Source organism: Pseudomonas sp. P116, from assembly GCF_020149425.1.
Classification (GTDB): Bacteria; Pseudomonadota; Gammaproteobacteria; order Pseudomonadales; family Pseudomonadaceae; genus Aquipseudomonas; species Aquipseudomonas anatoliensis.
The window spans coordinates 189,510-215,416 of the sequence record NZ_JACVHB010000010.1; the positions used below are offsets into that span (position 1 = coordinate 189,510).

Genomic DNA, 25,907 nt, shown 5'->3' on the forward strand with positions numbered 1-25,907 from the left:
CAGTGGCCACTAATGACCGTTTATCGCCTCGCCCGCCCATCCCGAACGACGGCGAAATGCCACCTATACTGCTTGCAGCCCAACCCCATGCAATGGATCTGCACCCTCAATAACAACAAGCAGAGGTGGACCATGGTCTGGCAGCAAATCTACGACCCGTTCGGCAATCCGGTGATTTCCACGCTCATGGCCGCCGTCCCGGTGGTGGTGATGCTGGCGGCGCTAGCGTTCTTTCACGTCAAGGCGCATCTGGCGGCGCTGCTGGCGCTGGCATCGGCGCTGCTGATCTCGATCTTCGCGTTCGGCATGCCCGCCTCCATGGCCGGGTCGGCGGCACTGTTCGGCGCCGCCAATGGCTTGCTGCCAATCGGCTGGATCGTGCTCAACATCATCTTTCTGCATCGCCTGACCACCGAGAACGGTTCGTTCAAAGTGCTGCAGGATTCGCTGGCGCGGATCACCGATGATCGCCGCTTGCAGCTGTTGCTGATCGCTTTTTGCTTCGGTGCTTTCTTCGAAGGTGCGGCAGGTTTCGGTACACCGGTGGCGGTAACCGGGGCGATCCTCATCGGCCTCGGTTTTTCGCCATTGGCCGCGTCTGGCCTGGCACTGATCGCCAACACGGCACCGGTAGCTTTTGGCGCACTCGGTACACCGATCATCACACTCGCCAAAGTCACCGGTCTGGATGAGATGGAGCTGTCGATGATGGTCGGTCGGCAACTGCCATTCTTCTCGGTGCTGGTGCCGTTCTGGCTGATCTGGGCGTTCGCCGGATGGCGCAAGATGCTCGAGGTCTGGCCAGCGATTCTGGTCGCGGGCGTCAGCTTCGCCGTGCCGCAGTTTCTGGTATCGAACTACCACGGCCCGATGCTGGTGGACGTGATCGCCGCGCTGATTTCCATGGCCAGCCTGACGCTGTTCCTGAAGGTCTGGAAACCGGCGACCATTCACACCTCGGCGGCGCTATCGGGCAGGGTCGACAACTCCAAAGTCGATGAAGAAAAAGTCACCGCCAGCGCCGCGTTCAGCGATCAGGCGCGCCCGGCCGTGATGCGCGCGTGGATGCCGTGGTTCATTCTCACCGTGTTCGTGTTTGCCTGGGGCACGCAGGGCTTCAAAAATCTGTTTGACACCCGGCCGGCGATTGATCCGGTCACACAATCGGCCAAGCTCGATCCGCAAGGCAAGCCGATGCGCGAGGCCAACCCGATCTTCGCCCCGGCCATCGTGTTCACGACGCTGCATCAACAAGTCGAGAAAGTGCCACCCGTGGTGCCGACGCCAAAAACCGAAGAGGCAGTCTACAAGTTCACCTGGCTGACCAGCACCGGCAGCGGAATTTTGCTGGCGGCGATCGTCGGCGGTTTGCTGATGGGCTATTCGATCCCGCAGCTGATCAAGCAATACCTGCGCACGCTGTGGGTGGTGCGTTTTTCGCTGATCACCATCGCGGCGATGCTGGCGCTGGGGTTTCTCACGCGCTACTCGGGCCTGGACGCAACCATGGGCCTGGCGTTCGCGGCGACGGGGATTTTCTACCCGATGTTCGGCACCCTGCTCGGCTGGCTAGGGGTGGCGTTGACCGGTTCCGACACCGCGTCCAACGTGCTGTTCGGCGGACTGCAACGGGTGACGGCGGAACAGCTCGGCATCAGCCCGGTACTGATGGCGGCGGCCAACAGTTCCGGTGGGGTCATGGGCAAAATGGTCGATGCGCAGTCGATTGTGGTCGCCTCGACCGCGACCCGTTGGTATGGGCATGAGGGCGAGATTCTGCGCTACGTGTTTTTCCATTCGATTGTGCTGGCGATTCTGGTGGGTGGATTGGTGACGTTGCAGGCCTACGTTTCACCATTCACCCACATGGTCGTCGGCGGGAACTGAACGCACCCCGTGTGTAGGAGCTGCCGAAGGCTCGGGCCGCGATCGGACGATCTTTTGATCTTGCTTTTGATCTTAAAAGCGCAAAATCAAAAGATCGCAGCCTTCGGCAGCTCCTACAGGGGATTTTGCGTATCTGGCGATTCATGAGCTGAGCAAATAACTCTATAGCGAAAATCCGCAAAAACCTTTTCCTCTCTCCAGCGGTCACTCCTAGAACGAGACTGGCAAACATGCCGGCAAGCCCCTATGGGCCATTCACAGCCCTGCCGCCTGATTGAGAGAAAAAGGAATCGAACCATGCCGATTTCCCGACGTAAATTTTTGATTCTCGGCGCCGTGACCGCAACGGCGTTCGCGATGCCGCCATTCATCAGCCTCAAGGCCTACGCCGCCAACCTGGAGCAACCGGCCATGAACAAAGTGACCCTTCAAGTCAACGGCAAACCCCAGTCCCTTGAAGTCGACAACCGCACCACCCTGCTCGACGCGCTGCGTGAACACCTGCACCTGACCGGCAGCAAAAAAGGCTGCGACCACGGCCAGTGCGGTGCGTGCACGGTGATCGCCGATGGTCGGCGGATCAACTCATGCCTGACATTGGCGGTGATGCACGAAGGCAGTGCGATCACCACGATCGAAGGCCTCGGCATGCCGGACAACCTTCACCCGATGCAAGCCGCGTTCATCAAGCACGATGGCTATCAATGCGGTTACTGCACGCCGGGGCAGATCTGCTCCGCAGTCGCGGTTATCAAGGAAATCCGCGACGGCATTCCCAGCCACGTCAGCCCCAGCCTGACCGAGTCGCCAAAGCTGATTGCTTCCGAATTCCAGGAGCGCATGAGCGGCAATATCTGCCGCTGCGGCGCCTACTCGAACATCATCGAAGCCATCACTGAAGTCGCGGAGGTGCCGGCATGAGACCGTTCAATTACACACGCGCCGACTCCCCCGCCGCCGCTGCACAAGCGGCGCAGATCGAGGGCGCGAAGTTCATCGCCGGCGGCACCAACCTGCTCGACCTGATGAAACTCGACATCGAAACTCCGCTGCACCTGATCGACGTCAATCACCTGGGCCTGGACACGATAGAAGCCACACCCGAGGGCGGTTTGCGCATCGGCGCGCTGGTGCGCAACACCGATCTGGCGGCCGACGCCCGGGTCAGGAAAGACTATGCACTGCTGTCCCGCGCCTTGCTCGCCGGCGCTTCCGGACAGTTGCGCAACATGGCGACCACCGCCGGCAACCTGTTGCAACGCACCCGCTGCCCGTACTTCTACGACACAAATCAGGCCTGCAACAAACGCAATCCTGGCAGTGGCTGTTCGGCAATTGGCGGGGTCACCCGGCAACTGGGGATCATCGGCGTCAGTGATGCCTGCATCGCCACGCACCCGAGTGACATGGCGATTGCCATGCGCGCGCTCGATGCGCAGATTGAAACGGTGAAACCCGATGGCAGCACCCGCAGCATCGCCATGGCGGATTTTCATCTGTTGCCGGGCAACACGCCGAACATCGAAACCAGCCTCGGCGCCGGCGAATTCATCACGGCCGTGACGTTACCTGCGCCGGTGGGTGGCACCCACATTTATCACAAGGTACGTGATCGCTCGTCGTACGCGTTTGCTCTGGTGTCCGTCGGTTTGATCCTGCAAAAGGACGGCAGCGGTCGCGTCGCAGTCGGCGGTATTGCGCCGAAACCGTGGCGAGTGGAAGCGGCTGACGCATTGCTGCCCAAGGGTGCAAAAGCCGTCAGCGAACGCCTGCTCGACGGTGCCACGCCGAGCCACGACAACCAATTCAAACTGACTCTGGTCGAGCGCACGCTCGGTTCGGTGTTGGCGCAAGCGAGGGAAGAAGCATGAAATTCGACACGCCCGCCACGACCAATCCGATTGATCAATTGAAGGTGATCGGCAAGCCGACCGATCGCATCGAAGGCAAGCTGAAAACGTGCGGTCAAGCGCCTTACGCTTACGAACAGCATGAAGCCGTGGCCAATCAGGCCTACGGTTTCATGGTCGGTTCGGCCATCGCCAAAGGTCGCATCAGCCACATCGAGCTCGCTGACGCAAAAGCTGCGCCCGGCGTGTTGGCCATCGTCACCGCCGACAATGCCGGCAAGCTTGGCAAGGGCCAGTACAACGCCGCGCACTTGTTGGCGGGGCCCGAGGTTCAGCACTATCACCAGGCCGTTGCACTGGTGGTTGCCGAGACCTTCGAGCAGGCCCGCGCCGCCGCACAATTGGTCAAGGTCGATTACGTCGCGAGCAAAGGCGAGTTCGATCTGGCCAGCGTGCGTGACAAAGGCGTCGAGCAGAAAGAAGAAATGCCCGACGTCACCCACGGCGATTTCGCGACCGCTTTCGCCGGCGCCCCGGTGCAATTCGACCAGACCTACACCACCCCCGACCAGTCCCACGCGATGATGGAACCCCACGCGACGCTGGCCGCGTGGAAAGGCGATCAACTGACGCTGTGGACATCGAACCAGATGATCGCCTGGAGCGTCGGCGACATCGCCGAAACCCTCGGTCTGCCCAAGGAAAAAGTCCGCTTGATCTCGCCTTACATCGGCGGCGGTTTCGGCGGCAAACTGTTTATTCGCGCCGACGCGATCCTCGCGGCCCTCGGTGCGCGCATGGCCGGCAGACCGGTGAAAGTCGCCCTCGCCCGCCCGCAGGTCGCCAACAACACCACGCATCGCCCCGCCACCATCCAGCGTATCCGCATGGGCGCCACGGCGGACGGCAAGCTCACCGCCATCGCGCATGAAGGCTGGTCGGGCAATCTCGCGGAGGGCAAGGTCGAAGTCGCGGCGCAGCCGAGTCAGTTGCTGTACGCGGCGCAAAATCGTCTGGTGACCATGCGCCTGGCACCGCTGGATCTGCCTGAGGGCAACGCCATGCGTGCCCCCGGCGAAGCGCCGGGATTGATGGCACTGGAAATCGCCATGGACGAAATGGCCGAACAGCTCAAACTTGATCCCGTGCAGTTCCGCATTCTCAACGACACTCAGGTTGATCCGGTGAAAACCGAGCGTCCGTTCTCGCAACGGCGCTTGATCGAGTGCCTGCAGACCGGCGCCGAGAAATTCGGCTGGGACAAGCGCAACGCCAAACCCGGCAGCCGTCGCGAAGGTCGCTGGCTGATCGGCATGGGCGTCGGCGCGGCGATCCGCAACAACCTGTTGATGAAGTCCGGCGCGCGGGTGCGGCTGGAGCGTGATGGCAAGATCACTGTAGAAACCGACATGACCGATATCGGCACCGGCAGCTACACGATCATTGCGCAGACGGCTGCGGAAATGATGGGCGTAGGCATTGACGATGTCGTGGTGCGGCTGGGCGATTCAAATTTCCCGGTGTCGGCGGGTTCCGGCGGCCAGTTTGGCGGCAATTGCTCGACTGCCGGCGTGTATGCCGCGTGCGTGAAATTGCGTGAGGCGATCGCTGGAAAATTGGGCATGGCGGCAGATCAGGCTGAGTTTGTTGACGGTCAGGTGCGGGTCGGCGGCAAAACCGTCGCGCTGCGTGATGCGGCGAAAAATGGTGAGGTGGTGGCTGAAGACAGCATCGAATTCGCCGACCTCGAGAAGCAGTATCAGCAGTCGACATTTGGCGCGCACTTCGTCGAAGTAGCGGTGGATGCGGCGACGGGCGAGGTCCGCGTGCGGCGTATGCTCGCGGTGTGCGCGGCCGGGCGGATTCTCAATCCGAAAGCGGCGCGCAGTCAGGTGATCGGCGCGATGACCATGGGCGTTGGCGCGGCGTTGATGGAGGAATTGGCGGTCGATAAAAAACTCGGTTTCTTCGTCAACCATGATCTGGCCGGATACGAAGTGCCGGTGCATGCCGACATCCCGCATCAGGAGGTGATTTTCCTTGATGAAACAGACCCGATTTCCTCGCCCATGAAGGCCAAGGGTGTCGGTGAGTTGGGGATTTGCGGGGTGAGTGCGGCGGTGGCCAACGCGATCTACAACGCCACCGGAGCAAGGGTGCGCGAGTATCCGATCACGCTGGACAAGATTCTCGATTCGTTGCCGGCGATGATCTGAAGACCTGAAGAGCCCCTCACCCTAACCCTCTCCCACTGGGAGAGGGGACCGATTCGGGGATGTTCGAGAGGTACGCCGACTTGAACGTTCATCTGTGAATCCATAATCGACATCGTTGTTTCAGGTCGATGCATAGCGCCAGACACCTCGGTCGGCCCCCTCTCCCTCCGGGAGAGGGCTGGGGTGAGGGTCATCGGGTCACTCGGTGCGCGGATAGTGCGCCTCACTCACCTGCTCCATCCACTCCACCACACTGCCGTCCAACACTTCAGCAATGGCGATATGCGTCATCGCCGTCGTCGGTGCTGCGCCATGCCAATGCTTGGCCCCCGGTGCAATCCACACCGTGTCGCCGGGCCGAATCGCGCGAATCGGCTGGCCCCATTCCTGCACAAAACCTGAACCGGCAGTAACAATCAGCGTCTGACCCAACGGATGGGTGTGCCACGCCGTGCGTGCGCCGGGTTCAAAGGTCACCGTGGCGCCACTGACTCGCGCCTCGTCGGTGCCCTTGAACGGCGCATCGACGCGCACCGTGCCGACAAACCAGTCACTCGGTCCCTTGGCCGAAGGTTGCGAGCCATTGGGAGTCACGGTCACACGCGCGGGTTCATTGGCCTGAACATCGCCAGCGAGCAAGGAAAGAGTCAGCGCAGAGGCAGCAATCGGGTTCATGACATTCTCCAGAAAAATGATTCAATCCCCCCTGTAGGAGCTGCCGAAGGCTCGGGCCGCGATCGGACGATCTTTTGATCTTGACCCGCAGAAAAGCAAGATCAAAAGATCGCAGCCTGCGCCAGCGCCTACACGAGACGTGCGTTCACTTTACCGGGCCGTACTGTTTAGATAATCGACTAGAATTCGAAAAAACTTATGCAGGAAACTGATCAATGCTTCGTGAAAACGCCAGCGACCTGCTCGCATTCCTCGCCGTAGCGCGCGAGCGCAGTTTCACCAAAGCCGCGGCCAAGCTCGGCGTCTCGCAGTCGGCGCTCAGCCATACCATTCGCGCACTCGAAGCACGCCTCGGCTTGCGCCTGCTGACCCGCACCACCCGCAGCGTCTCCCCCACCGAGGCCGGCGAACATCTGCTGCAAACCGTGGGCCCGCGCTTCGAAGAGATCGAGCAGGAACTCGCCGCCCTGAGCAACCTGCGCGACACCCCGGCCGGCAAGATTCGCATCAGCGCCACCGACCATTCGCTGGACTGGCTGCTGCGCCCGGTGCTCAAGACATTCCTGCCGCAATACCCGGACATTTCCGTTGAGATCTGCTGCGACTACGGCTTCGTCGATATCGCAGGCCAGGGTTTCGATGCCGGTGTACGTCTGGGTGAAGACGTGGCGCAAGGCATGATCGCCACGCGCATCGGCCCGGACATGCGCATGGCCGTCGTCGGTTCGCCGGCCTACTTTGCCACTCGTTCAGCGCCAAATACCCCGCGCGATCTGACCGAGCACGCCTGCAACAACCTGCGCCTGCCCACCAACGGCGGGCTGTACACCTGGGAATTCGAAAAGGACGGCGAAAGCTTGAACGTGCGGGTGTCCGGGCAAATCACCTTGAACGGCGTCTACCCGTTGCTCGATGCAGCACTGGATGGCTTCGGCCTGAGTTACATCCCGGAAAACCTCGTCGCGCAACATCTGGCCGAGGGTCGTCTGGTGCAAGTGCTGGAAGACTGGTGCCCGACGTTTGCCGGTTATCACCTCTACTACCCGAGCCGGCGGCAGGCGGCACCGGCGTTTGCGTTGTTGCTGGAGGCGTTGCGGTTTCGCGGTGAAAACTAACGCACCAACGCAATCAACTGATGCCGCTGCGCATCGGTGAGCATCGGCCCGAACCCGGCCTTGACGTTATCCGCCATGTAGCGCGGGTTACCGGTACCGGGAATCACGCAAGTGACCGCGGGGTGCGCCAGCAAAAACTTCAGCGCCAACTGCGGCCAACTGTTGACCTGCACGTCCGACACCCAGGCTGGCAGGGGTTGGCCCTTGAGCCGGGCAAGTAAGCCACCACCACCAAACGGCCGATTGCAAATCACTGCCACCCCACGCTCACGGCACAGCGGCAGGATGCGTTTTTCCACGCCACGGTCATCGAGGGCGTAGTTGATTTGCAGGAAGTCCAGTTGCTCGGCTTTCAGCACCGCTTCGACTTCGTCATAAGCGGACGACGTGTAGTGAGTGATGCCGATGTAGCGAATGCGTCCCTGCGCCTTCCATTCGCGCAGGGTTGGCAGGTGGGTTTGCCAGTCGAGCAGATTGTGAATCTGCATCAGGTCGATACGCTCGGTACGCAACAGACTGAACGACTGCTCCATCTGCGCGATGCCTTCCTCACGCCCCCTCGTCCACACCTTGGTCGCCAAAAATGCCGGCGAGCGCGGTTCGTGGATCGACAGCAGTTCACCGGTCGTTTCTTCGGCGCGGCCATACATGGGCGAGCTGTCGACCACCGTGCCACCCTTGGCGAACAGTTCGTCGAGGACCGCCGGCAGTTGCCGATAGGCCGGATCGCCCGGCGCGACGTCGAAGCCGCGATAGGTGCCCAGACCCACCATGGGCAGGGACTCGGAGCTGGATGGGATGGCACGGGTCTGCATGGCTTGGCCTCCGGGAGCGGCGGACGACGTGGCATTGGCCAACGCCCGATCAAAGGTGAACACCGCCGAAACGCCGGCAGCCAGCGTGAGCAATCGGCGACGAGAGTAACCCTCAGTGTGGCTCATGCTGGTTCCCCTGCTGCGTGGATCTGTTGCACGTTGTGTGCGCAGGCTGCCGCCTGCCAGCGCTGGACTACACTGCGACAGCGAACCTGCCCACCCCGTTAAAAGTAGCCGAATGTCCCGAACCCTGATGTCACTCGTCGCATTGATTGTCGGCGCTTACCTGGTGCTGTGCGCGGCGCTGTTCGTTTTTCAGCGCTCGCTGATCTATTTTCCGCAGCCGAGCGCCGTCGATTCGCTGGATTCGCGGCTGAAACTGTCGATGCCGGACGCGGACATCTGGGTCACCACCCGCGAACGCGTCGGCCCGCGTGCGTTGATCTATTTCGGCGGCAATGCCGAGGACGTGTCGCGCAACTTGCCGGAGTTCGCTGAAGCATTTCCCGAGTACGCGTTGTACCTGCTCAATTACCGAGGCTTCGCCGGCAGCGGTGGTTCGCCATCCGAAGAGGCGATTGCCGAAGATGCCTTGGCACTGTTCGATCAGGTGTATGCCAGCCATGCGCAGATTGCTGTGGTTGGACGCAGTCTGGGCTCGGGTGTCGCCGTTCGCCTGGCTAGTCAACGTCCGGTGCAGCAGTTGATTCTGGTCACGCCCTACAACAGCCTCGAAGAAATCGCCACGCGGCAATATCCGTGGGTGCCGGTGAAGTGGCTGCTCAAGGATCGCTTCGAGTCAGGCAAATACGCCGCGCATATCCGCGTGCCGACGTTGTTGCTGGCGGCAAGTGATGACGAGGTGATTCCCCGCGCCAGCACCGAGCGACTGCTGGGCATTTTCCCCAAAGGTGTTGCGCTGCTCAAGGTTGTGCCGGCTTCGGGGCACAACTCGATTTCCGAGCGGGGGGAGTATTTACAGTGGATGGGGGATGTGTTGAATCGCTGACTCCATCGCACGGTAATCCTGTAGGAGCTGCGGCACGCTGCGATCTTTTGATCTTGATCTTTAAAAGATCGCAGCCTCGTTTCACTCGACAGCTCCTACAGGGTTTGTCGGGGCAATTGCACGCGAAGGGGGCGGTCCGCTGAACCAAGTGGCAAAAACCCAGTCCTAGTCGCGCCGTTTTCTGCGGCCAACCCACCTCTAGCGCTGTACTTCTTCAGAGCTGTTCGCCCCATGCGCCACGCCGTCCGTTCGTCTCGCTTCGTTTCGCTGTGCCTGCTGATCTTTTCCCCCCTGCTCGCCGAGTCCGCCCACGCCGGTGCGGAGCAGCGACTGCTGGCTGCCATCAATGACTACCGCGCCCACCCGCAACGTTGCGATCGCCGCTCCGCGCAACGCATGGCGCCGTTGGCCTTGAAGTCAAACCTGGCGCTACCGGTCGGTCATCGTTACGGCGGTGGCTTGCGCGATGCGTTGAAGTCGTCTGGTTACTCGGCGGTGACAGTGCGCAGCATCCGCATTGTCGGCGCGCAGGATGCCGAAGAAGCTTTCGACAGGCTGCAAAGCGACTACTGCGGTGCGTTGCTGGACGCTCAGTACGCCGACATCGGCATCAGCCGTGCGCTCAGTGAATGGCAAGTGGTCTTGGCACGACCGGTACTCGACAGCCGTGTCGGCGATAATCGTAGCGTCGGTAAAGCCCTGTTGGCCGAGGTCAATGCCGCCCGCGCCCGGCCACGACTGTGCGGGCGCCAGCGTTTCGCTGCGGCGCGGCCGTTGAGCTGGAATGCCGCGCTCGGCGCTGCCGCACAAGGCCACAGTAAAGCCATGGCCTACGGCAACTATTTCGCCCACCGCGATCCGGACGGCGACCAGCCAGCTGATCGCGCTCGGGCGGCGGGCTATCGGGGTCGGCAGATCGGCGAAAATATCGCGGCCGGGCAGAGTTCTCCGGGCAAGGCGATGGCGGGATGGCTGGCCAGCCCCGGGCACTGCGCTAACTTGATGAACCCGATATTTACTCAGGTCGGCGCGGGGTTTGCCAGTGAGGCGCGCAGCGATGAGGGGACTTACTGGACGATGCTGTTTGGCGCGCCGTGATCGTCGCCGAGCAAATTGGCGGCACATCAGTTATGGATGCTGATAAACCCAGTTTCAAAAGCTCCTTGCGCAGAATCGAAGGCAGCGCCCACACAGGATTCGTATCTCCCGTGTAGGAGCTGCCGCAGGCTGCGATCTTTTGATCTTCAAGCCGCGCGTTGTCCCCCCGCCACCATCGCCGAAGCCGCCAGCATCGCCCGCAACAACACCGCACACCCCGCCGCCAGATCATCCGGTGCGGCGTTTTCGATTTCGTTGTGGCTGATGCCCCCTTCGCACGGCACGAAGATCATCCCGGCAGGCCCCAGCTCGGCGAGGAAAATTGCGTCGTGGCCGGCGCCACTGACGATGTCCATGTTCGACAAGCCCAGACCATTGGCGGCACTGCGCACGGCGTCGACGCAGCCTTTCTCGAAGTACAGCGGCGGGAAGTCGGCTGTCGGGGTCAGTTCATAGCTCAGACCATGTTCTTCGCAGGTCGCCTCGATGACTTGCTTCACCTCGGCGATCATCGAGTCCAGGCGCGCCGGTTCCAGATGGCGGAAGTCCAGCGTCATGCGCACCTCACCGGGGATGACGTTGCGCGAACCCGGATAGGCTTGCAGGCAACCGACCGTGCCGCAGGCGTGGGGTTGATGGCCGAGGGCGGCGCGGTTGACGGCGCCGACGATGACCGAGGCGCCGACCAATGCGTCCTTGCGCAGGTGCATCGGGGTTGGACCGGCGTGGGCTTCGACGCCACGCAGCTTGAGGTCGAACCATTTCTGCCCCAATGCACCGAGCACTACACCGATGGTTTTCTGTTCGTCTTCCAGAATCGGACCTTGTTCGATGTGCGCCTCGAAATAGGCGCCTACCTTGTGCCCGCTGACTTTGCGCGGTCCGGCATAGCCGATCGCATTTAGCGCTTGGCCAACGGTGACGCCATCGGCATCGACTTTGGCGAGGGTTTCTTCGAGGGTGAATTTTTCCGCGAACACGCCAGAACCCATCATGCACGGGGCGAAACGCGAGCCTTCTTCGTTGGTCCAGACCACCACTTCCAGCGGCGCTTCGGTTTCCACGCCGAGGTCGTTGAGCGTTCGCAACACTTCGACCCCGGCGAGTACACCGAAGCAGCCGTCGAACTTGCCGCCGGTGGGTTGCGTGTCGATATGGCTGCCGGTCATCACCGGCGGCAGGCTCGGATTGCGCCCCGGGCGACGGGCGAAGATGTTGCCGACTTCATCGACCGTGACGCTGCATCCGGCGTCCTTGCACCACTGCACAAACAGGTCGCGGGCCTGCCGGTCGAGGTCGGTCAGGGCCAGGCGACAGACACCGCCCTTGACCGTGGCGCCGAGCTTGGCCAGTTCCATCAGCGACGCCCACAAGCGGTCGCGGTTGATGTGCTGATGGGTCGATTGCAGAACGTCTACAGCTGCGTTCATGGGGATCTCCTCAGGCTGCTTTTCTTATGGATATTTTTCTGGTGTCGGGTGAACCGCTATCGCGAGCAGGCTCACTCCTACAGGGGGACGCATTCCAAAATGTAGGAGTGAGCCTGCTCGCGATGAGGCCCTGCGCTACACCGCCGATTTCACGCCGGAAGGCTGCGCACGCATCACGCACAACCCGTAATAAATGATTCCACCCAGCGCCGAACCAGTGAACCAGCCGTAGCTGTAAAACCAACTGAACGCATCACTGCCCAGCGACAGCAATGTCAGCACCACCGGCACACCAAACGCGACGAACCCGGCCCAGTTCCACGCTGGGTAAACGTCGTCGCGGTACAACCCGGCCAGGTCCAGTTGTTGTTTCTTGATCAGGAAATAGTCCACCACCATGATCCCGGCGATGGGCCCGAGCAGGCTTGAATAGCCCAGCAGCCAGTTCGAATACACGGTTTCGAGGCTGACGTCGGAGACGATCAGACCGAGTTTTTTCAACAGTTCATGGGCCATCAACACCAGCCCCACCAGCCCGGTCAGCAACACTGCTTTGGTGCGGTTGATGACCTTCGGCGCGATGTTCTGAAAGTCGTTGGTTGGCGAGACGATGTTGGCAGCGGTGTTGGTCGACAACGTCGCGATGATGATCAACGCCATCGCCACCGCGACCCATACCGGGCTCTGGATGTGACCGATGAGGGTGACCGGATCGGAGACGGTCACACCGACCAGTTTCACTGACGCGGCCGTCATGATCACGCCGAGGGAGGCGAACAGGAACATCGTCAGCGGCAGGCCAATGATCTGCCCGACAATCTGATCCTTCTGGCTCTTGGCGTAACGGCTGAAGTCAGGAATGTTCAGCGACAGCGTGGCCCAGAAGCCGACCATCGCGGTGAGCCCCGCGGCGAAGTAACTGACCACGCTTGCGCCTTCAGGGCGCTTGGGCGGGATCGCCAGCAGTTCGGTCATCGACACATTGGGCATCGCCCACACCAGCAGGCCGATACCGACCGCGACCAGCAGCGGCGCGGACAAGGTTTCCAGCCACTTGATCGACTCTGCACCGCGGATCACCACCCACAGGTTGAGTGCCCAGAACACCATGAAACCAATCACTTCGCCGGTGCCGCCAAGGGATTTCCAGCCCTCGAACACCGAACCGAGAAACAGGTGAATGGCCAATCCGCCAAACATCGTCTGAATGCCGAACCAGCCGCACGCCACCAGCGCCCGGATCAGGCACGGCACGTTGGAACCGAGAATGCCGAACGAGGAGCGCAGCAATACCGGAAACGGAATGCCGTACTTGGTGCCGGGAAAAGCATTCAGCGTCAGCGGAATCAGCACGATGACGTTGGCGAACAGAATCGCCAACAACGCTTCACCGACGCTCAGGCCGAAATACGCCGTGAGCACGCCGCCCAGGGTGTAGGTCGGCACGCAGATAGCCATGCCTACCCACAATGCGGTGATGTGCCATTTGTTCCAGGTTCGTTCGCGCACCTTGGTCGGTGCCATGTCGTGGTTGTAACGGGGACTGTCGAGGACGTCGCTGCCGGCTTCAAGCTCAAACAAGCCGTCGCGCTCGGTCACTTGCGATCTGATCTGTTGCATGGCCGCTCCACTGTTCTTCTGATTATTTTTTTGCTCATCAGGCGGCTGGCGCATGGGGCGCGAGCCGGACGATGGCCGGAGGAACTGACAACTTTCATGCACCGGCCATGGTGTCAGCGGCGGCATCAATAAACGTGCCGGGTGTTCCGCTCAGCGCTCGGGCCGTGCATTAAACGCATTGCAACTTTCTGATATTGCTCGATTTTAATTATTCACCGGGTGAACCTTCGGAAACTTGTCTGGGCGCTCAGGCTAAACGCCTGGCAAGTTGTCCGAACAGACAGGACTCAAACTGGTGCACTGCACTTTTTTTGTTTGTGAGCGATCAACCGCAGCTCAACTTCAAGCGGCTGATTTCACATAAGAAATCTTGACCATATTTCCATCCTGTCAAGTGCGTCAAAATGGTGAGCGGGCTCACCATTTTGGTGATTTATAGTTTTTATCGTTATTTTTCAATTACTTAAATCAGATATAAGCTTATAAAAAATAATCTTGATCTATTGCAAAACTGAGACTAGTTTCTATTCCTGACAGCGCTGACAGGAATACGCCCTTCACCGCTGTACATCAATAAAACATTTAGAACCGGCACAAGTCGGTCATGCCTGCGAGGAACTCGGAATGTCTCTGTTGATCCGTGGCGCCACCGTTGTTACCCATGATGAAAGTTATCGCGCCGACGTCTATTGCGCTGACGGCGTGATTAAAGCCATCGGTGAAAACCTTGATGTTCCCGCCAGCGCCGAAGTGCTCGACGGCAGCGGTCAATACCTGATGCCTGGTGGCATCGATCCACACACTCATATGCAACTCCCGTTCATGGGCACCGTGGCCAGCGAGGACTTCTTCAGCGGCACCGCTGCGGGTCTGGCCGGCGGCACCACGTCGATCATCGATTTCGTGATTCCCAATCCGCAGCAGTCGTTGATGGAGGCGTTTCATCAGTGGCGTGGCTGGGCGGAAAAATCGGCTTCGGACTACGGCTTCCATGTCGCGATCACCTGGTGGAGCGAGCAGGTACGCGAGGAAATGGCCGAGCTCGTCAGCCATCACGGAATCAACAGCTTCAAACATTTCATGGCCTACAAAAACGCGATCATGGCCGCCGACGACACGCTGGTGGCGAGCTTCGAGCGCTGTCTGGAACTCGGCGCGGTGCCGACTGTGCACGCGGAAAACGGCGAGCTGGTTTATCACCTGCAACGCAAATTGATGGCCCAGGGCATCACCGGGCCGGAAGCGCATCCGCTGTCGCGTCCTTCGCAGGTTGAAGGCGAAGCCGCGAGCCGGGCCATTCGCATTGCCGAAACAATCGGCACACCGTTGTACCTGGTGCATGTCTCGACCAAGGAAGCCCTCGACGAAATCACCTATGCGCGCAGCAAGGGCCAACCGGTTTACGGCGAGGTTCTGGCCGGCCATCTATTGCTGGATGACAGTGTCTATCAGCACCCGGACTGGCAAACGGCCGCCGGTTACGTGATGAGTCCGCCGTTTCGTCCACGCGGCCATCAGGAAGCGCTGTGGCAGGGTCTGCAAAACGGCAATCTGCACACCACCGCCACTGACCACTGCTGTTTCTGCGCCGAGCAAAAAGCCGCCGGGCGCGACGATTTCAGCAAGATCCCCAACGGCACGGCAGGCATCGAAGACCGCATGGCGCTGTTGTGGGATGAAGGGGTGAATACCGGGCGTTTTTCGATGCAGGATTTTGTCGCGCTGACCTCCACCAACACCGCGAAGATCTTCAATCTCTACCCACGCAAAGGCGCGATTCGCGTCGGCGCCGATGCCGATCTGGTGCTGTGGGATCCGCAAGGCACGCGGACCATTTCCGCCAAGACCCACCATCAGCAGGTGGACTTCAATATCTTCGAAGGCAAGACCGCGCGCGGTGTGCCGAGCCATACCGTCAGCCAGGGCCGGGTGGTCTGGGCCGATGGCGACTTGCGCGCCGAACGGGGTGCCGGACGGTACATCGAACGACCGGCGTATCCGGCGGTGTTTGATTTGCTGAGCAAGCGGGCCGAGCAACATAAGCCAGTTGCTGTGAAACGCTGAAAGCGGCCTTCGGCCTATCGCTGGCAAGCCAGCTCCCACAAGGTTATGTGAGCACCATAGATCCCTGTGGGAGCTGGCTTGCCAGCGATGAGGCCATCCCGAACGCCACAAAAACCAATGCCCGTCAGAGGCAGCAAACCGTGAGGCAAAAAACCGTGATCGAGACCCTGAACCATCTCCCCCACCCGCACGAAAGCGCGGCCGCCCTCGCCGGTCATTTCACCGATCTGGCGCCGCCGCTCAACGATCGTCAGGCCCATCTGGAAGCGTCGCGCTGCCTGTATTGCTACGACGCGCCATGCGTCAATGCGTGCCCGAGCGAGATCGATATTCCCTCGTTCATCCGCAACATCCATCAGGACAACGTGCCCGGTGCCGCGCAGAAAATCCTTTCGGCGAACATCCTCGGCGGCAGTTGTGCACGGGTCTGTCCGACCGAAATCCTCTGCCAGCAAGCCTGCGTGCGCAACAACGCTCAGGAATGCGCGCCGGTGTTGATCGGCTTGTTGCAACGCTACGCCGTGGACAACGCGCACTTCACCGAACATCCGTTCCAACGCGCCACTGCCACCGGCAAGCGCATCGCGGTGGTTGGCGCCGGGCCGGCGGGTTTGTCCTGCGCCCATCGCAGCGCCATGCACGGTCACGATGTGGTGATTTTCGAAGCGCGGGAAAAGGCTGGCGGGCTGAATGAATACGGGATCGCCAAGTACAAACTGGTCGACGATTACGCGCAGAAAGAGCTGGATTTCCTCCTGCAAATCGGCGGCATTGAAATCCGCCATGGGCAAAAACTCGGCGAAAACCTGACCCTCAGCGAATTGCATCAACAGTTCGACGCGGTGTTCCTCGGCCTCGGCCTCAACGCCAGCAAACAACTTGGCCTGGCCCACGAAGACGCCCCCGGCCTGCTCGCGGCCACCGATTACATCCGCGAACTGCGTCAGGCCGACGACCTGACGCAACTGCCGCTGGCCGAGCGCTGCATCGTCCTTGGCGCCGGTAATACCGCGATCGACATGGCGGTGCAAATGGCGCGTCTCGGTGCCCGCGATGTGAATCTGGTGTATCGCCGTGGCGCGGCGGACATGGGCGCGACCGGCCACGAACAAGACATCGCCAAAGCCAATCAGGTGCGCCTGCTGACCTGGGCGCAACCGGAAGAGGTGCTGCTCGATGATCAGGGCCGCGTGCGCGGCATGCGTTTCGCCCGCACGGATCTGGTCGACGGCCGTCTGCAAACCACCGGGGAAACCTTCGACCTGGCGGCCGATGCGATCTTCAAAGCCATCGGTCAGTCCTTCGACGGCAGCGCCCTCGCCGACCCGATGGCCCGTGAACTCAAGCGTCGGGGCGAACGTATCGAGGTCGATGAAAACCTGCGCACCAGCATTCCCGGCGTGTATGCCGGTGGCGACTGTACCAGCCTCGATCAGGATCTGACGGTGCAAGCGGTGCAACACGGCAAGCTCGCCGCCGAGGCGATCAATGCTCAACTGATGCTTAACGTGGAGGCTGCGTAAATGGCCGATCTCTCGATAGTCTTCGCCGGCATCAAAGCCCCTAACCCATTCTGGCTGGCCTCCGCGCCGCCGACCGACAAAGCCTACAACGTGGTCCGCGCCTTCGAGGCGGGTTGGGGCGGCGTGGTCTGGAAAACCTTGGGTGAGGACCCGGCGGCGGTCAACGTGTCGTCGCGTTACTCGGCGCACTACGGCAACAACCGCGAAGTGCTGGGCATCAACAACATCGAGTTGATCACCGACCGCTCGCTGGAGATCAACCTGCGCGAAATCACCCAGGTGAAAAAGGACTGGCCGGACCGCGCGCTGATCGTATCGCTGATGGTGCCGTGCGAAGAGGAATCGTGGAAACACATCCTGCCACTGGTGGAAGCCACCGGGGCCGACGGCATCGAACTCAACTTCGGCTGCCCCCACGGCATGCCCGAGCGCGGCATGGGTGCGGCGGTCGGCCAGGTGCCCGAGTACGTCGAACAAGTGACGCGCTGGTGCAAGACTTATTGCTCGTTGCCGGTGATCGTGAAGCTGACGCCAAACATCACCGACATCCGCGTCGCCGCCCGCGCAGCGCATCGCGGTGGCGCGGATGCGGTGTCGCTGATCAACACCATCAACTCGATCACCAGCGTCGATCTGGAACACATGGTCGCCCTGCCCACCGTCGGCAGCAAAAGCACCCACGGCGGTTACTGCGGCTCGGCGGTGAAACCGATTGCGCTGAACATGGTGGCGGAAATTGCCCGCGATCCACTGACCCAGGGCCTGCCGATCTGTGGCATCGGCGGCATCGGCAGTTGGCGTGATGCCGCGGAGTTCATGGCGCTGGGCAGCGGCGCGGTGCAGGTGTGCACGGCGGCGATGCTGCATGGCTTTCGGATTGTCGAGGAGATGAAGGATGGGCTGTCGCGATGGATGGACAGTCAGGGCTACGCCAGCATCAGTGAGTTTTCCGGGCGTGCGGTGGGCAACACCACGGACTGGAAGTACCTGGACATCAACTATCAGGTGATTGCGAAGATCGACCAGGAGGCGTGCATTGGTTGCGGGCGATGCCACATTGCTTGCGAGGACACTTCACATCAGGCGATCAGCAGTGTTCGCGAGGCCGATGGCACGCATAAATATGAAGTGATCGATGATGAGTGCGTGGGCTGCAATCTTTGCCAGATCACCTGCCCGGTAGCGGACTGCATCGAGATGGTGCCGATGGAGACGGGGAAGCCGTTTCTCGACTGGAATCATGATCCGAGGAATCCGTATCACGTTGCGGTCTGATTCAAGATCAAAAGATCGCAGCCTTCGGCAGCTCCTACACAATCTCTGTAGGCGCTGCCGAAGGCTGTGATCTTTTGCGCTAGGGCTCCAACCCGATCCCGCGCAAAATCACACTCGTCACCGTCTGCACCGCCCGCTCGAACTGCATGTCCGACAGCGGCTGGTGATCGTTCAGGATATTCACCTGATGATCAAAGTCGGCGTAATGCTGGGTCGACGCCCAGATCATGTACAGCAGGCTCGACGGCTCTACCGGCAAGATCCGCTTGTCTTCAACCCACTGACGGATCTTCGCTTCCTTCATCTTCGCCCAGTCATACAGGCTGACATCCAGCGCCTCGCCCAACGTCGGCGCGCCATGAATAATCTCATTGGCCCAGACTTTCGAGCCATACGGCCGGCTGCGCGAGTGGTTCATCTTGGCGCGGATATAGCTGCTGAGCACCACCCGCGGGTCATCGAACATCTCGAAGCACAACGCGTCCTGCTTCCACACTTCCAGCAGATCAAACAGCACCGCGCTGTACAGCTCACTCTTGGTGCTGAAGTAGTAATGCAGATTGGAACGCGGCAGTTGCACCTCAGCGGCGATGTCAGCCATGGCGGTGCTGCCGAAGCCTTTTTCGGCGAAGACTTTTTCCGCGGCGAGGAGGATTTTTTCGACGTTACTGCGGCGAATCTCGATCTTGTGATTGCCCATGTGGGCTCCCTGGCAACAACGTTTTCGAAGAGTGTTGGTCAATGCGGCTGGGTATCCCCCGCCGCCGTATCAATACTTACCACCACCGACATCCCCGGCCGCAACCGTTCCTCTTCCTGCTGATCGGGATCGATGGTGATGCGCACCGGCACCCGCTGGGCGATTTTGACGAAGTTGCCCGTCGCATTGTCCGCCTGCAACAAGGCAAACTCAGAGCCGGTGCCCGGGGAAATATGCTGCACATGCCCGGTAAATTTGCGGTGGTTCAACCCGTCGACGGTGAAGTGCACCGGTTGCCCGACCCGGACGTTGTTCATCTGGGTTTCCTTCATGTTGGCGATCACCCATTTCTGGTTCGGCACCAAAGCCATCAACTGCGCCCCGGAGTTGACGTACGCGCCGAGACGCACGCCGATCTGCCCGAGCTGGCCGTCGCGCGGGGCGACGATGCGCGTGTTCGACAGATCGATCCGCGCCAGTTGCACGGCGGCGTCGGCGCTGGCCACCGCGGCCTCCAGCGAACCGCGATTGACGATCACTGTTTGCAGATCCTGACGGGCGATTTCCAGATTGGCCTTGGCCTGGGCGACGGCCGCGATACTTTGTGCGTCGGCCGCCAGTGCTACGTCCATCTCACGTTTTGACACCGAGCCGTCTCTCACCAGTTCCTTGTTACGACGCAGATCGGCCGCACTTTTGCGTAACTGCGCCTCGCTGTCGGCGACCACTGCCTGACGCAACTTGATCGTCGCTTCGGCGCTGTTGCGTTGCTGCACCACGTTGGCCAGCGCGGCTTTCTGCACGGCCAGTTGCGCCAGCGATTGATCGAGGCGTTGCTGATAAATGCGGTCATCCAGACGCACGAGCAAATCGCCGGCCTTCACATACTGGAAATCCTGCACCGGCACTTCATAAACGTAGCCGGCGAGCTGTGGGCCGATGATCGTCACCTGCCCACGCACCAAGGCGTTTTCGGTGGTTTCGACGGCGCTGCTGAAGGGTGGCAATTGCCAGGCATACAGCACGATCAACACGCCGACGATGGCAATCGCGGCAAAGCCTAACGACGAGATAATCCGCACCCGCAGCGAACGCGGCTCGGTGTTCGGCGATGACGGCGGCGCCACACCCTCGGGCGTGGCAGCAATGGCATTGGTGGTGGTGGTAGTGGTCGGTTCGGTCATGAAGAAATGGCACCGCTGTCAGGTACGGAAGGCTTATCGGGAGGAGCGGCGACGGCTTTGGTGGTACTCATCAGCCACAGCGCACGAATGGTTAACCAGATCATGGTCGCTACCGCGATCACCGCGATGAGCATGAACACGTCGTTATAGGCCAGCACATTGGCTTCACGCGTCGCGGCATTGGCCAGGCTGCGAATCCCGGCCAGATTGCGCAGGTTCGGGTCGGCCAGCAACGAGCCGTAGGCTGAACCGCCGCTCTGCACCCGCGCGGCCACTAACGGATCAGACAGCGTCAGGTGCTCGACGATCTGGCTGGAATGAAATTTCTCGCGAACGATCTGAAACGTCCCGAGCAACGCCGCACCAATCAAGCCGCCAAGGTTATTGCAGATCCCGAACAACACGGAAAAGCTCACCAGATTACGCGGATTGGTCAGCACGTTGCGCGTGCCTAAAACCATGGTCGGGCCGAGGAAAAACGTACTGCCGAACGCCAGCAAAAACTGGCTGAAATACAGGTTTTCGGGGCGGGTCAGATTGTTGGAAAAACTGTCCATCACGGAACCCGTCGCCATCAATGCGAGCGAGATGATCAACGGCATCAACAAATGTTTTGGGTCGATGGTCAGCGCACTGGTCAACAATCCCGCGACGCTGCCGATCATCATCACCACGTAGAGGCTGTACAACTGCTGACTGCTCATGTTGAGGTATTGCATGAAGCCAACGGCACCGGTGGATTGCTCGGAGGTGACCATGCGAATCAGGATCACCGCCAGCGCCAGACGAATCATCACCCCGCTGCCGAGCCAGCGCGTCATCAACATCGGGTTGCTGCGGTTGTGCTCGATGGCCAGGCCCGTGAGGATCAACGCGATCGAACCGGCCAGGGCGACGCCGAGCCAGTCGGCCTCCAGCCACCAGTCGATCCGCCCCAGCGACAGCACCGCGCAGAGCAACGCCACACCGCTGGCAAGAATCGCGAAGGTGAGAAAGTCGAGTTTTTCGAAAGTCTTGAAGCGGTCTCCGGGCGGCAGCTTGAGCAGCAAGACACAACCCAGCGACAGAAGTGCCATGCCCAGTTCGAACAGGTACAGCCCGCGCCATTCGGCAATCTGCAACAAATCTTCGGAAAACAATCGCGCCAGCGGCAAAGCCAACTGCGAGCTGCCGAGGCCGAGCACCAGCGCTTTCATCCGCCATTTCGCCGGAAATGCCTGGACCATGTAATACAGACCCAGGGAGCTCAACGCCGCGCCGACCATGCCGTGCGCCGCACGCACCGCCACTGCCGAGTTCAAATCGTTGACGAATAAATGGCCGAAGGTCACCAGCGCATACAGCACCAAAAACACCTCGGTGAACGCACGCAAACCGAACTGCTGACGAAACTTGACCAGCAGCAGGTTCATCGACACGTTGGTCATCACATACGCCGCCGGCAGCCAGGCCATTTCCGCCGTGGTCGCACCGAGCGCGCCCTGCAGGTAAATCAGATTGGCGACCACCAGCGAATTGCCCAAACCGCCGGTCAACGCCACCAGCAAACCCACCAGCGCATAGGCCAGTCGCTTGGGATTGGAGTGCAGTGGCGTCGAGGGGGAACCGGGCAAACTGGGCTTCTCGTGAGGCTGCCAGTTGCGCGGGGCGTATTGATCCATTGAAAGGCCTTGTGCGGGAGGTGAACGAAGTTTGCCGCAAAAGTTGCCGCAACACACATTTCCATGGACAACAAAAAGCCCTGTAGGAGCTGTCGAGTGAAACGAGGCTGCGATCTTTTGATTTGGATTTCAAAGACAAGATCAAAAGATCGCAGCGTGCCGCAGCTCCTACAGGGACATCTGGCGTGAAGTCATCGTATAACTTCCTGTTGACTTTCCAGTGAAACCTAGGAAATATCCGCACCCATGTTGTACGACGACGTATAACAAATAATAAAAACAACAACTGATACAGGGAGCGACCCAGTGAGCACACTCGTCTGCAATTCCGTCCGCCCTTTCCGATTTTCTGTCACCCGCCCTCGCCTCACCTTAAGTCTGATCGGCTGCAGCAGCCTCGCCTTTGCCTTGCCAATGAGCGCCGCTGCTGAAGGTTTTCTCGAAGACAGCAAAGCCACGCTGAACCTGCGCAATGCCTACTTCAACCGCAACTTCACCAACCCGAACAATGCGCAGGGCAAGGCTGAAGAGTGGACGCAGAGCTTCATTCTCGATGCCAAGTCCGGCTTCACCCAAGGCACAGTGGGTTTCGGCATAGACATGCTCGGGCTGTACTCGCAGAAACTCGATGGCGGTAAAGGCACCGGCGGTACACAGCTGCTGCCGATCCACGATGACGGGCGCCCGGCAGAAAACTTCGGTCGCCTCGGTGTGGCATTGAAAGCCAAAGTGTCGAAGACCGAACTGAAGGTCGGCGAGTGGATGCCGGTGCTGCCGATCCTGCGTTCCGACGATGGCCGCTCCCTGCCGCAAACCTTTCGCGGTGGCCAGATCACGTCCACCGAGATCAACGGCTTGAGCCTGTACGGCGGCCAGTTTCGCGGCAACAGCCCGCGCAACGACGCGAGCATGGAAGACATGTCAATGAACGGCCGCGGCGCGTTCACGTCCGACCGTTTCAACTTCGGCGGTGGTGAATACGCCTTCAACGACAAGCGCACCCTGGTCGGCGTGTGGTACGCCGAACTCACCGACATCTACCAGCAGCAATACTTCAATCTCAGCCATAGCCAGCCAATCGGCGACTGGACGCTGGGCGCCAACCTCGGTTTCTTCACCGGCAAGGAGGACGGCAGCGCGCAGGCAGGCGATCTCGACAACAAAACCGCATTCGCCATGCTCTCGGCCAAATACGGCGGCAACACCTTCTACGTCGGCCTGCAGAAACTCGGCGGCGACGATGCGTGGATGCGCGTCAACGGCACCAGCGGCGGCACCCTGGCCAACGACAGTTACAACGCCAGTTATGACAACGCCAAGGAACGCTCCTGGCAGGTTCGCCATGACTACAATTTCGTCGCGCTCGGCGTTCCCGGTCTGACCATGATGAACCGCTACATCAGCGGCGATAACGTCCACACCGCTACCACCAGCGATGGCAAGGAATGGGGCCGTGAATCGGAACTGGCCTACACCGTACAGAGCGGGCCGCTGAAAAATCTCAACGTGAAATGGCGCAACGCGACAATTCGCCGAGACTTCAGCACCAACGAGTTTGATGAGAACCGGCTCTTTATCAGCTATCCGATTTCGTTGTTGTAACTCACTGGGTCACCGCCACCCCCTGTAGGAGTGAGCCTGCTCGCGATGGCGTCATGTCAGTCAATGCAAATGTTGCCTACACCGCCCTCATCGCTGGCAAGCCAGCTCCCACAGTGTTGGTGGTGAATACAGGAATCGTACGTGCCTTTGATACCTGTGGGAGCTGGCTTGCCAGCGATGAGGGCGGCAGATTCAACATTGATGTTGATAGACACTGCGCCATCGCGAGCAGGCTCACTCCTACAGGGATCGCATTGTCAGGCGAGAATCGGGTAATCAGCCCTTCCGTCATTTACACCGAAAGTCGCGTTGACAAGATCCGGAAACCCTACCGATACTTCAGCGCAGTCATACGACAACCTACAACAACCCTAAAAACAATACGTGTAAGGGCTTGCCATGACGTCTACCTCCACCACCCGCGTTCCATTCAATCGCCTGCTGCTGACCGGTGCTGCCGGCGGCCTGGGCAAAGTCTTGCGCGAACGTCTGCGGCCTTATGCCAATGTGCTGCGTTTGTCCGACATCGCCGCCCTCACCCCGGCCGTGGATGATCGTGAAGAAGTCGTGCTGTGCGATCTCGCCGACAAAAACGCCGTGCATCAACTGGTCGAAGGCGTCGACGCGATCCTGCATTTCGGCGGCGTGTCCGTTGAACGACCGTTCGAAGAGATTCTCGGCGCCAACATCTGCGGAGTCTTCCACATCTATGAAGCCGCACGCCTGCATGGCGTGAAACGGGTGATCTTCGCCAGTTCCAACCACGTCATCGGTTTCTACAAACAGGACGAGCAGCTCGACGCCAGCTCCGCCCGCCGTCCCGATGGTTACTACGGCTTGTCCAAGTCCTACGGCGAGGACATGGCCAGTTTTTACTTCGATCGCTACGGCATCGAGACCGTGAGCATTCGCATCGGCTCCTCGTTCCCGGAACCACAGAATCGCCGGATGATGCACACCTGGCTGAGCTTCGACGACCTCACGCAACTGCTCGAACGCTCGCTGTACACCCCCAACGTCGGCCACACCATCGTGTATGGCATGTCCGACAACAAGGACGTTTGGTGGGACAACCGCTTCGCCAGTCACCTCGGCTTCGAAGCCAAGGACAGCTCTGAAGTGTTCCGCGAAAAAGTCGAGGCGCAACCGATGCCGGCCGCCGATGACCCGGCGCGCATCTATCAGGGCGGCGCCTTCGTTGCGGCCGGCCCGTTTGGTGACTGACCTGTCCACTTGATCCCCCTCCAATAAGAACCAAGGGAATGAGTATGCAAGCCGAATTGATCGTCGACGCCCGCAACGCGGTCGGTGAAAGCCCGGTCTGGGTGCCGCAGGAGAATGCCCTCTACTGGGTGGATATTCCCAACGGCGGCCTGCAGCGCTGGAGCGCCGACACCGGGCATGTTCACGCCTGGAAAGCCCCGCAAATGCTTGCCTGCATCGCCCCTCACAGCCGAGGTGGCTGGGTCGCGGGCATGGAAACCGGTTTTTTCCGCCTGCACCCAAACGCGGACGGCAGCCTCGACAGCGAATTGCTCGCCACGGTCGAACACAGCCGCGAAGACATGCGCCTCAACGATGGTCGTTGCGACCGCCAGGGCCGTTTCTGGGCGGGCAGCATGGTGCTGAACATGGGTTTGAACGCGCCCGAAGGTCGGCTCTATCGCTACGGCGCCACCGAGTCTGGAGTGATCGACGCGCAACTCGACGGTTTCATCGTGCCCAACGGCCTCGGCTTCAGCCCCGACGGCAAAACCATGTATTTGTCCGATTCGCATCCCAACGTGCAACTGATCTGGGCGTTCGATTACGACACTGCCAGCGGCACACCGTCGAACCGCCGAGTCTTCGTCGACATGAATCAGCACTGCGGTCGCCCCGATGGCGCGGCGGTCGATGCCGACGGTTGCTACTGGATCTGCGCCAACGACGCCGGCCTCGTCCACCGTTTCACCCCCGATGGTCGCCTTGATTACTCGCTGCCGGTGCCGGTGAAAAAACCGACCATGTGCGCCTTTGGTGGCGCCCGAATGGACACCCTGTTTGTCGCTTCGATTCGCCCCGGCGATGACCACGACCCGCAGTCTCTGGCCGGCGGCGTGTTCGCCCTGAACCCCGGCGTCAAAGGCCTGCCGGAACCACTTTTCGACGATTTGCTTTAACCCGCCTCTGCTGCACCGCTG

Annotated in this window: 20 protein-coding genes; 13 read left to right on the forward strand and 7 right to left on the reverse strand. The window is 60.5% G+C overall.

Going from position 1 to position 25,907, the window contains the following annotated elements; genetic code table 11:
* Nucleotides 1-132 precede the first annotated feature (132 nt).
* From ICA15_RS27400 to paoC, 4 genes are all read left to right on the forward strand, one after another.
* The gene (locus ICA15_RS27400; protein WP_210555254.1) at nucleotides 133-1,887 is read left to right on the forward strand and encodes an L-lactate permease; all 1,755 of its coding nucleotides are present in this window, start codon (nucleotides 133-135) and stop codon (nucleotides 1,885-1,887) included.
* Nucleotides 1,888-2,133: 246 nt separating this feature from the next.
* Nucleotides 2,134-2,808, forward strand: coding sequence for an aldehyde dehydrogenase iron-sulfur subunit PaoA (gene paoA, locus ICA15_RS27405; protein WP_210555131.1), 675 nt, complete (start codon nucleotides 2,134-2,136; stop codon nucleotides 2,806-2,808).
* Nucleotides 2,805-3,758, forward strand: a complete 954-nt coding sequence (locus ICA15_RS27410) for an FAD binding domain-containing protein (RefSeq protein ID WP_150618139.1) — start codon at nucleotides 2,805-2,807, stop codon at nucleotides 3,756-3,758. The genes paoA and ICA15_RS27410 overlap by 4 nt, the downstream gene beginning before the upstream one ends.
* Complete coding sequence (paoC, locus tag ICA15_RS27415) at nucleotides 3,755-5,953, forward strand: aldehyde oxidoreductase molybdenum-binding subunit PaoC (protein ID WP_210555130.1); 2,199 nt, start codon at nucleotides 3,755-3,757, stop codon at nucleotides 5,951-5,953. Before ICA15_RS27410 ends, paoC begins: the two co-directional genes overlap by 4 nt.
* A gap of 198 nt (nucleotides 5,954-6,151) precedes the next feature.
* On the opposite strand, the gene ICA15_RS27420 is transcribed toward paoC, so the two are convergent.
* Nucleotides 6,152-6,628 (reverse strand): cupin domain-containing protein, encoded by a 477-nt coding sequence (locus ICA15_RS27420; protein ID WP_150604609.1) that lies wholly within the window; start codon nucleotides 6,626-6,628, stop codon nucleotides 6,152-6,154.
* A gap of 215 nt (nucleotides 6,629-6,843) precedes the next feature.
* Here ICA15_RS27420 and ICA15_RS27425 point away from each other — a divergent pair, with 215 nt between their 5' ends.
* Nucleotides 6,844-7,743 (forward strand): LysR family transcriptional regulator, encoded by a 900-nt coding sequence (locus tag ICA15_RS27425; protein WP_150604608.1) that lies wholly within the window; start codon nucleotides 6,844-6,846, stop codon nucleotides 7,741-7,743.
* Here ICA15_RS27425 and ICA15_RS27430 read toward each other — a convergent pair.
* On the reverse strand, nucleotides 7,740-8,684 hold the full coding sequence (locus tag ICA15_RS27430; protein WP_210555129.1) for an aldo/keto reductase: 945 nt from the start codon (nucleotides 8,682-8,684) through the stop codon (nucleotides 7,740-7,742). The genes ICA15_RS27425 and ICA15_RS27430 overlap by 4 nt on opposite strands.
* Nucleotides 8,685-8,796: 112 nt before the next feature.
* On the opposite strand from ICA15_RS27430, the gene ICA15_RS27435 reads away from it, so the two are divergent.
* Both ICA15_RS27435 and ICA15_RS27440 read left to right on the forward strand, forming a co-directional pair.
* The gene (locus ICA15_RS27435; RefSeq protein WP_210555128.1) at nucleotides 8,797-9,567 is read left to right on the forward strand and encodes an alpha/beta hydrolase; all 771 of its coding nucleotides are present in this window, start codon (nucleotides 8,797-8,799) and stop codon (nucleotides 9,565-9,567) included.
* 231 nt (nucleotides 9,568-9,798) lie between these two features.
* Entirely contained in the window at nucleotides 9,799-10,665 is an 867-nt protein-coding gene (locus ICA15_RS27440) for a CAP domain-containing protein (RefSeq protein ID WP_210555127.1), read from the forward strand.
* Nucleotides 10,666-10,811: 146 nt separating this feature from the next.
* On the opposite strand, the gene ICA15_RS27445 is transcribed toward ICA15_RS27440, so the two are convergent.
* Nucleotides 10,812-12,095, reverse strand: a complete 1,284-nt coding sequence (locus ICA15_RS27445) for a Zn-dependent hydrolase (protein WP_210555126.1) — start codon at nucleotides 12,093-12,095, stop codon at nucleotides 10,812-10,814.
* 135 nt (nucleotides 12,096-12,230) lie between these two features.
* Nucleotides 12,231-13,715, reverse strand: a complete 1,485-nt coding sequence (locus tag ICA15_RS27450) for an NCS1 family nucleobase:cation symporter-1 (RefSeq protein WP_210555125.1) — start codon at nucleotides 13,713-13,715, stop codon at nucleotides 12,231-12,233.
* Between the two features lie 624 nt (nucleotides 13,716-14,339).
* Between ICA15_RS27450 and hydA the strand changes: the two genes are divergently transcribed.
* The 3 genes from hydA (at nucleotide 14,340) to preA (ending at nucleotide 18,577) form a co-directional block, all read left to right on the forward strand.
* Entirely contained in the window at nucleotides 14,340-15,779 is a 1,440-nt protein-coding gene (hydA, locus tag ICA15_RS27455) for a dihydropyrimidinase (RefSeq protein ID WP_210555124.1), read from the forward strand.
* 155 nt (nucleotides 15,780-15,934) lie between these two features.
* Nucleotides 15,935-17,302 carry an NAD(P)-dependent oxidoreductase gene (locus ICA15_RS27460; RefSeq protein ID WP_210555123.1) on the forward strand — a complete coding sequence of 456 codons (1,368 nt, stop codon included), beginning with the start codon at nucleotides 15,935-15,937 and terminating at the stop codon, nucleotides 17,300-17,302.
* A complete protein-coding gene (gene preA / locus ICA15_RS27465; RefSeq protein WP_210555122.1) occupies nucleotides 17,303-18,577 on the forward strand; it encodes an NAD-dependent dihydropyrimidine dehydrogenase subunit PreA in 1,275 nt (424 codons plus the stop codon). It begins immediately after the preceding gene.
* A 79-nt stretch (nucleotides 18,578-18,656) separates the two neighbouring features.
* Here preA and ICA15_RS27470 read toward each other — a convergent pair whose 3' ends face one another.
* From ICA15_RS27470 to ICA15_RS27480, 3 genes are read right to left on the reverse strand one after another with little or no spacing between them, the layout of a single operon-like run.
* Entirely contained in the window at nucleotides 18,657-19,277 is a 621-nt protein-coding gene (locus ICA15_RS27470; protein ID WP_095190174.1) for a TetR/AcrR family transcriptional regulator, read from the reverse strand.
* Nucleotides 19,278-19,315: 38 nt separating this feature from the next.
* Nucleotides 19,316-20,461 (reverse strand): HlyD family secretion protein, encoded by a 1,146-nt coding sequence (locus tag ICA15_RS27475; RefSeq protein ID WP_210555121.1) that lies wholly within the window; start codon nucleotides 20,459-20,461, stop codon nucleotides 19,316-19,318.
* Nucleotides 20,458-22,122 carry an MFS transporter gene (locus ICA15_RS27480; RefSeq protein WP_210555120.1) on the reverse strand — a complete coding sequence of 555 codons (1,665 nt, stop codon included), beginning with the start codon at nucleotides 22,120-22,122 and terminating at the stop codon, nucleotides 20,458-20,460. Before ICA15_RS27480 ends, ICA15_RS27475 begins: the two co-directional genes overlap by 4 nt.
* A 306-nt stretch (nucleotides 22,123-22,428) precedes the next feature.
* Between ICA15_RS27480 and ICA15_RS27485 the strand changes: the two genes are divergently transcribed.
* The 3 genes from ICA15_RS27485 to ICA15_RS27495 all read left to right on the forward strand — a co-directional run bounded on the left by ICA15_RS27485 (nucleotide 22,429) and on the right by ICA15_RS27495 (nucleotide 25,886).
* Nucleotides 22,429-23,724 (forward strand): OprD family porin, encoded by a 1,296-nt coding sequence (locus ICA15_RS27485; RefSeq protein ID WP_210555119.1) that lies wholly within the window; start codon nucleotides 22,429-22,431, stop codon nucleotides 23,722-23,724.
* 399 nt (nucleotides 23,725-24,123) lie between these two features.
* Nucleotides 24,124-24,948 carry an NAD-dependent epimerase/dehydratase family protein gene (locus tag ICA15_RS27490; RefSeq protein WP_210555118.1) on the forward strand — a complete coding sequence of 275 codons (825 nt, stop codon included), beginning with the start codon at nucleotides 24,124-24,126 and terminating at the stop codon, nucleotides 24,946-24,948.
* A gap of 44 nt (nucleotides 24,949-24,992) precedes the next feature.
* Complete coding sequence (locus ICA15_RS27495; RefSeq protein ID WP_210555253.1) at nucleotides 24,993-25,886, forward strand: SMP-30/gluconolactonase/LRE family protein; 894 nt, start codon at nucleotides 24,993-24,995, stop codon at nucleotides 25,884-25,886.
* The last annotated feature ends 21 nt before the right edge of the window (nucleotides 25,887-25,907 follow it).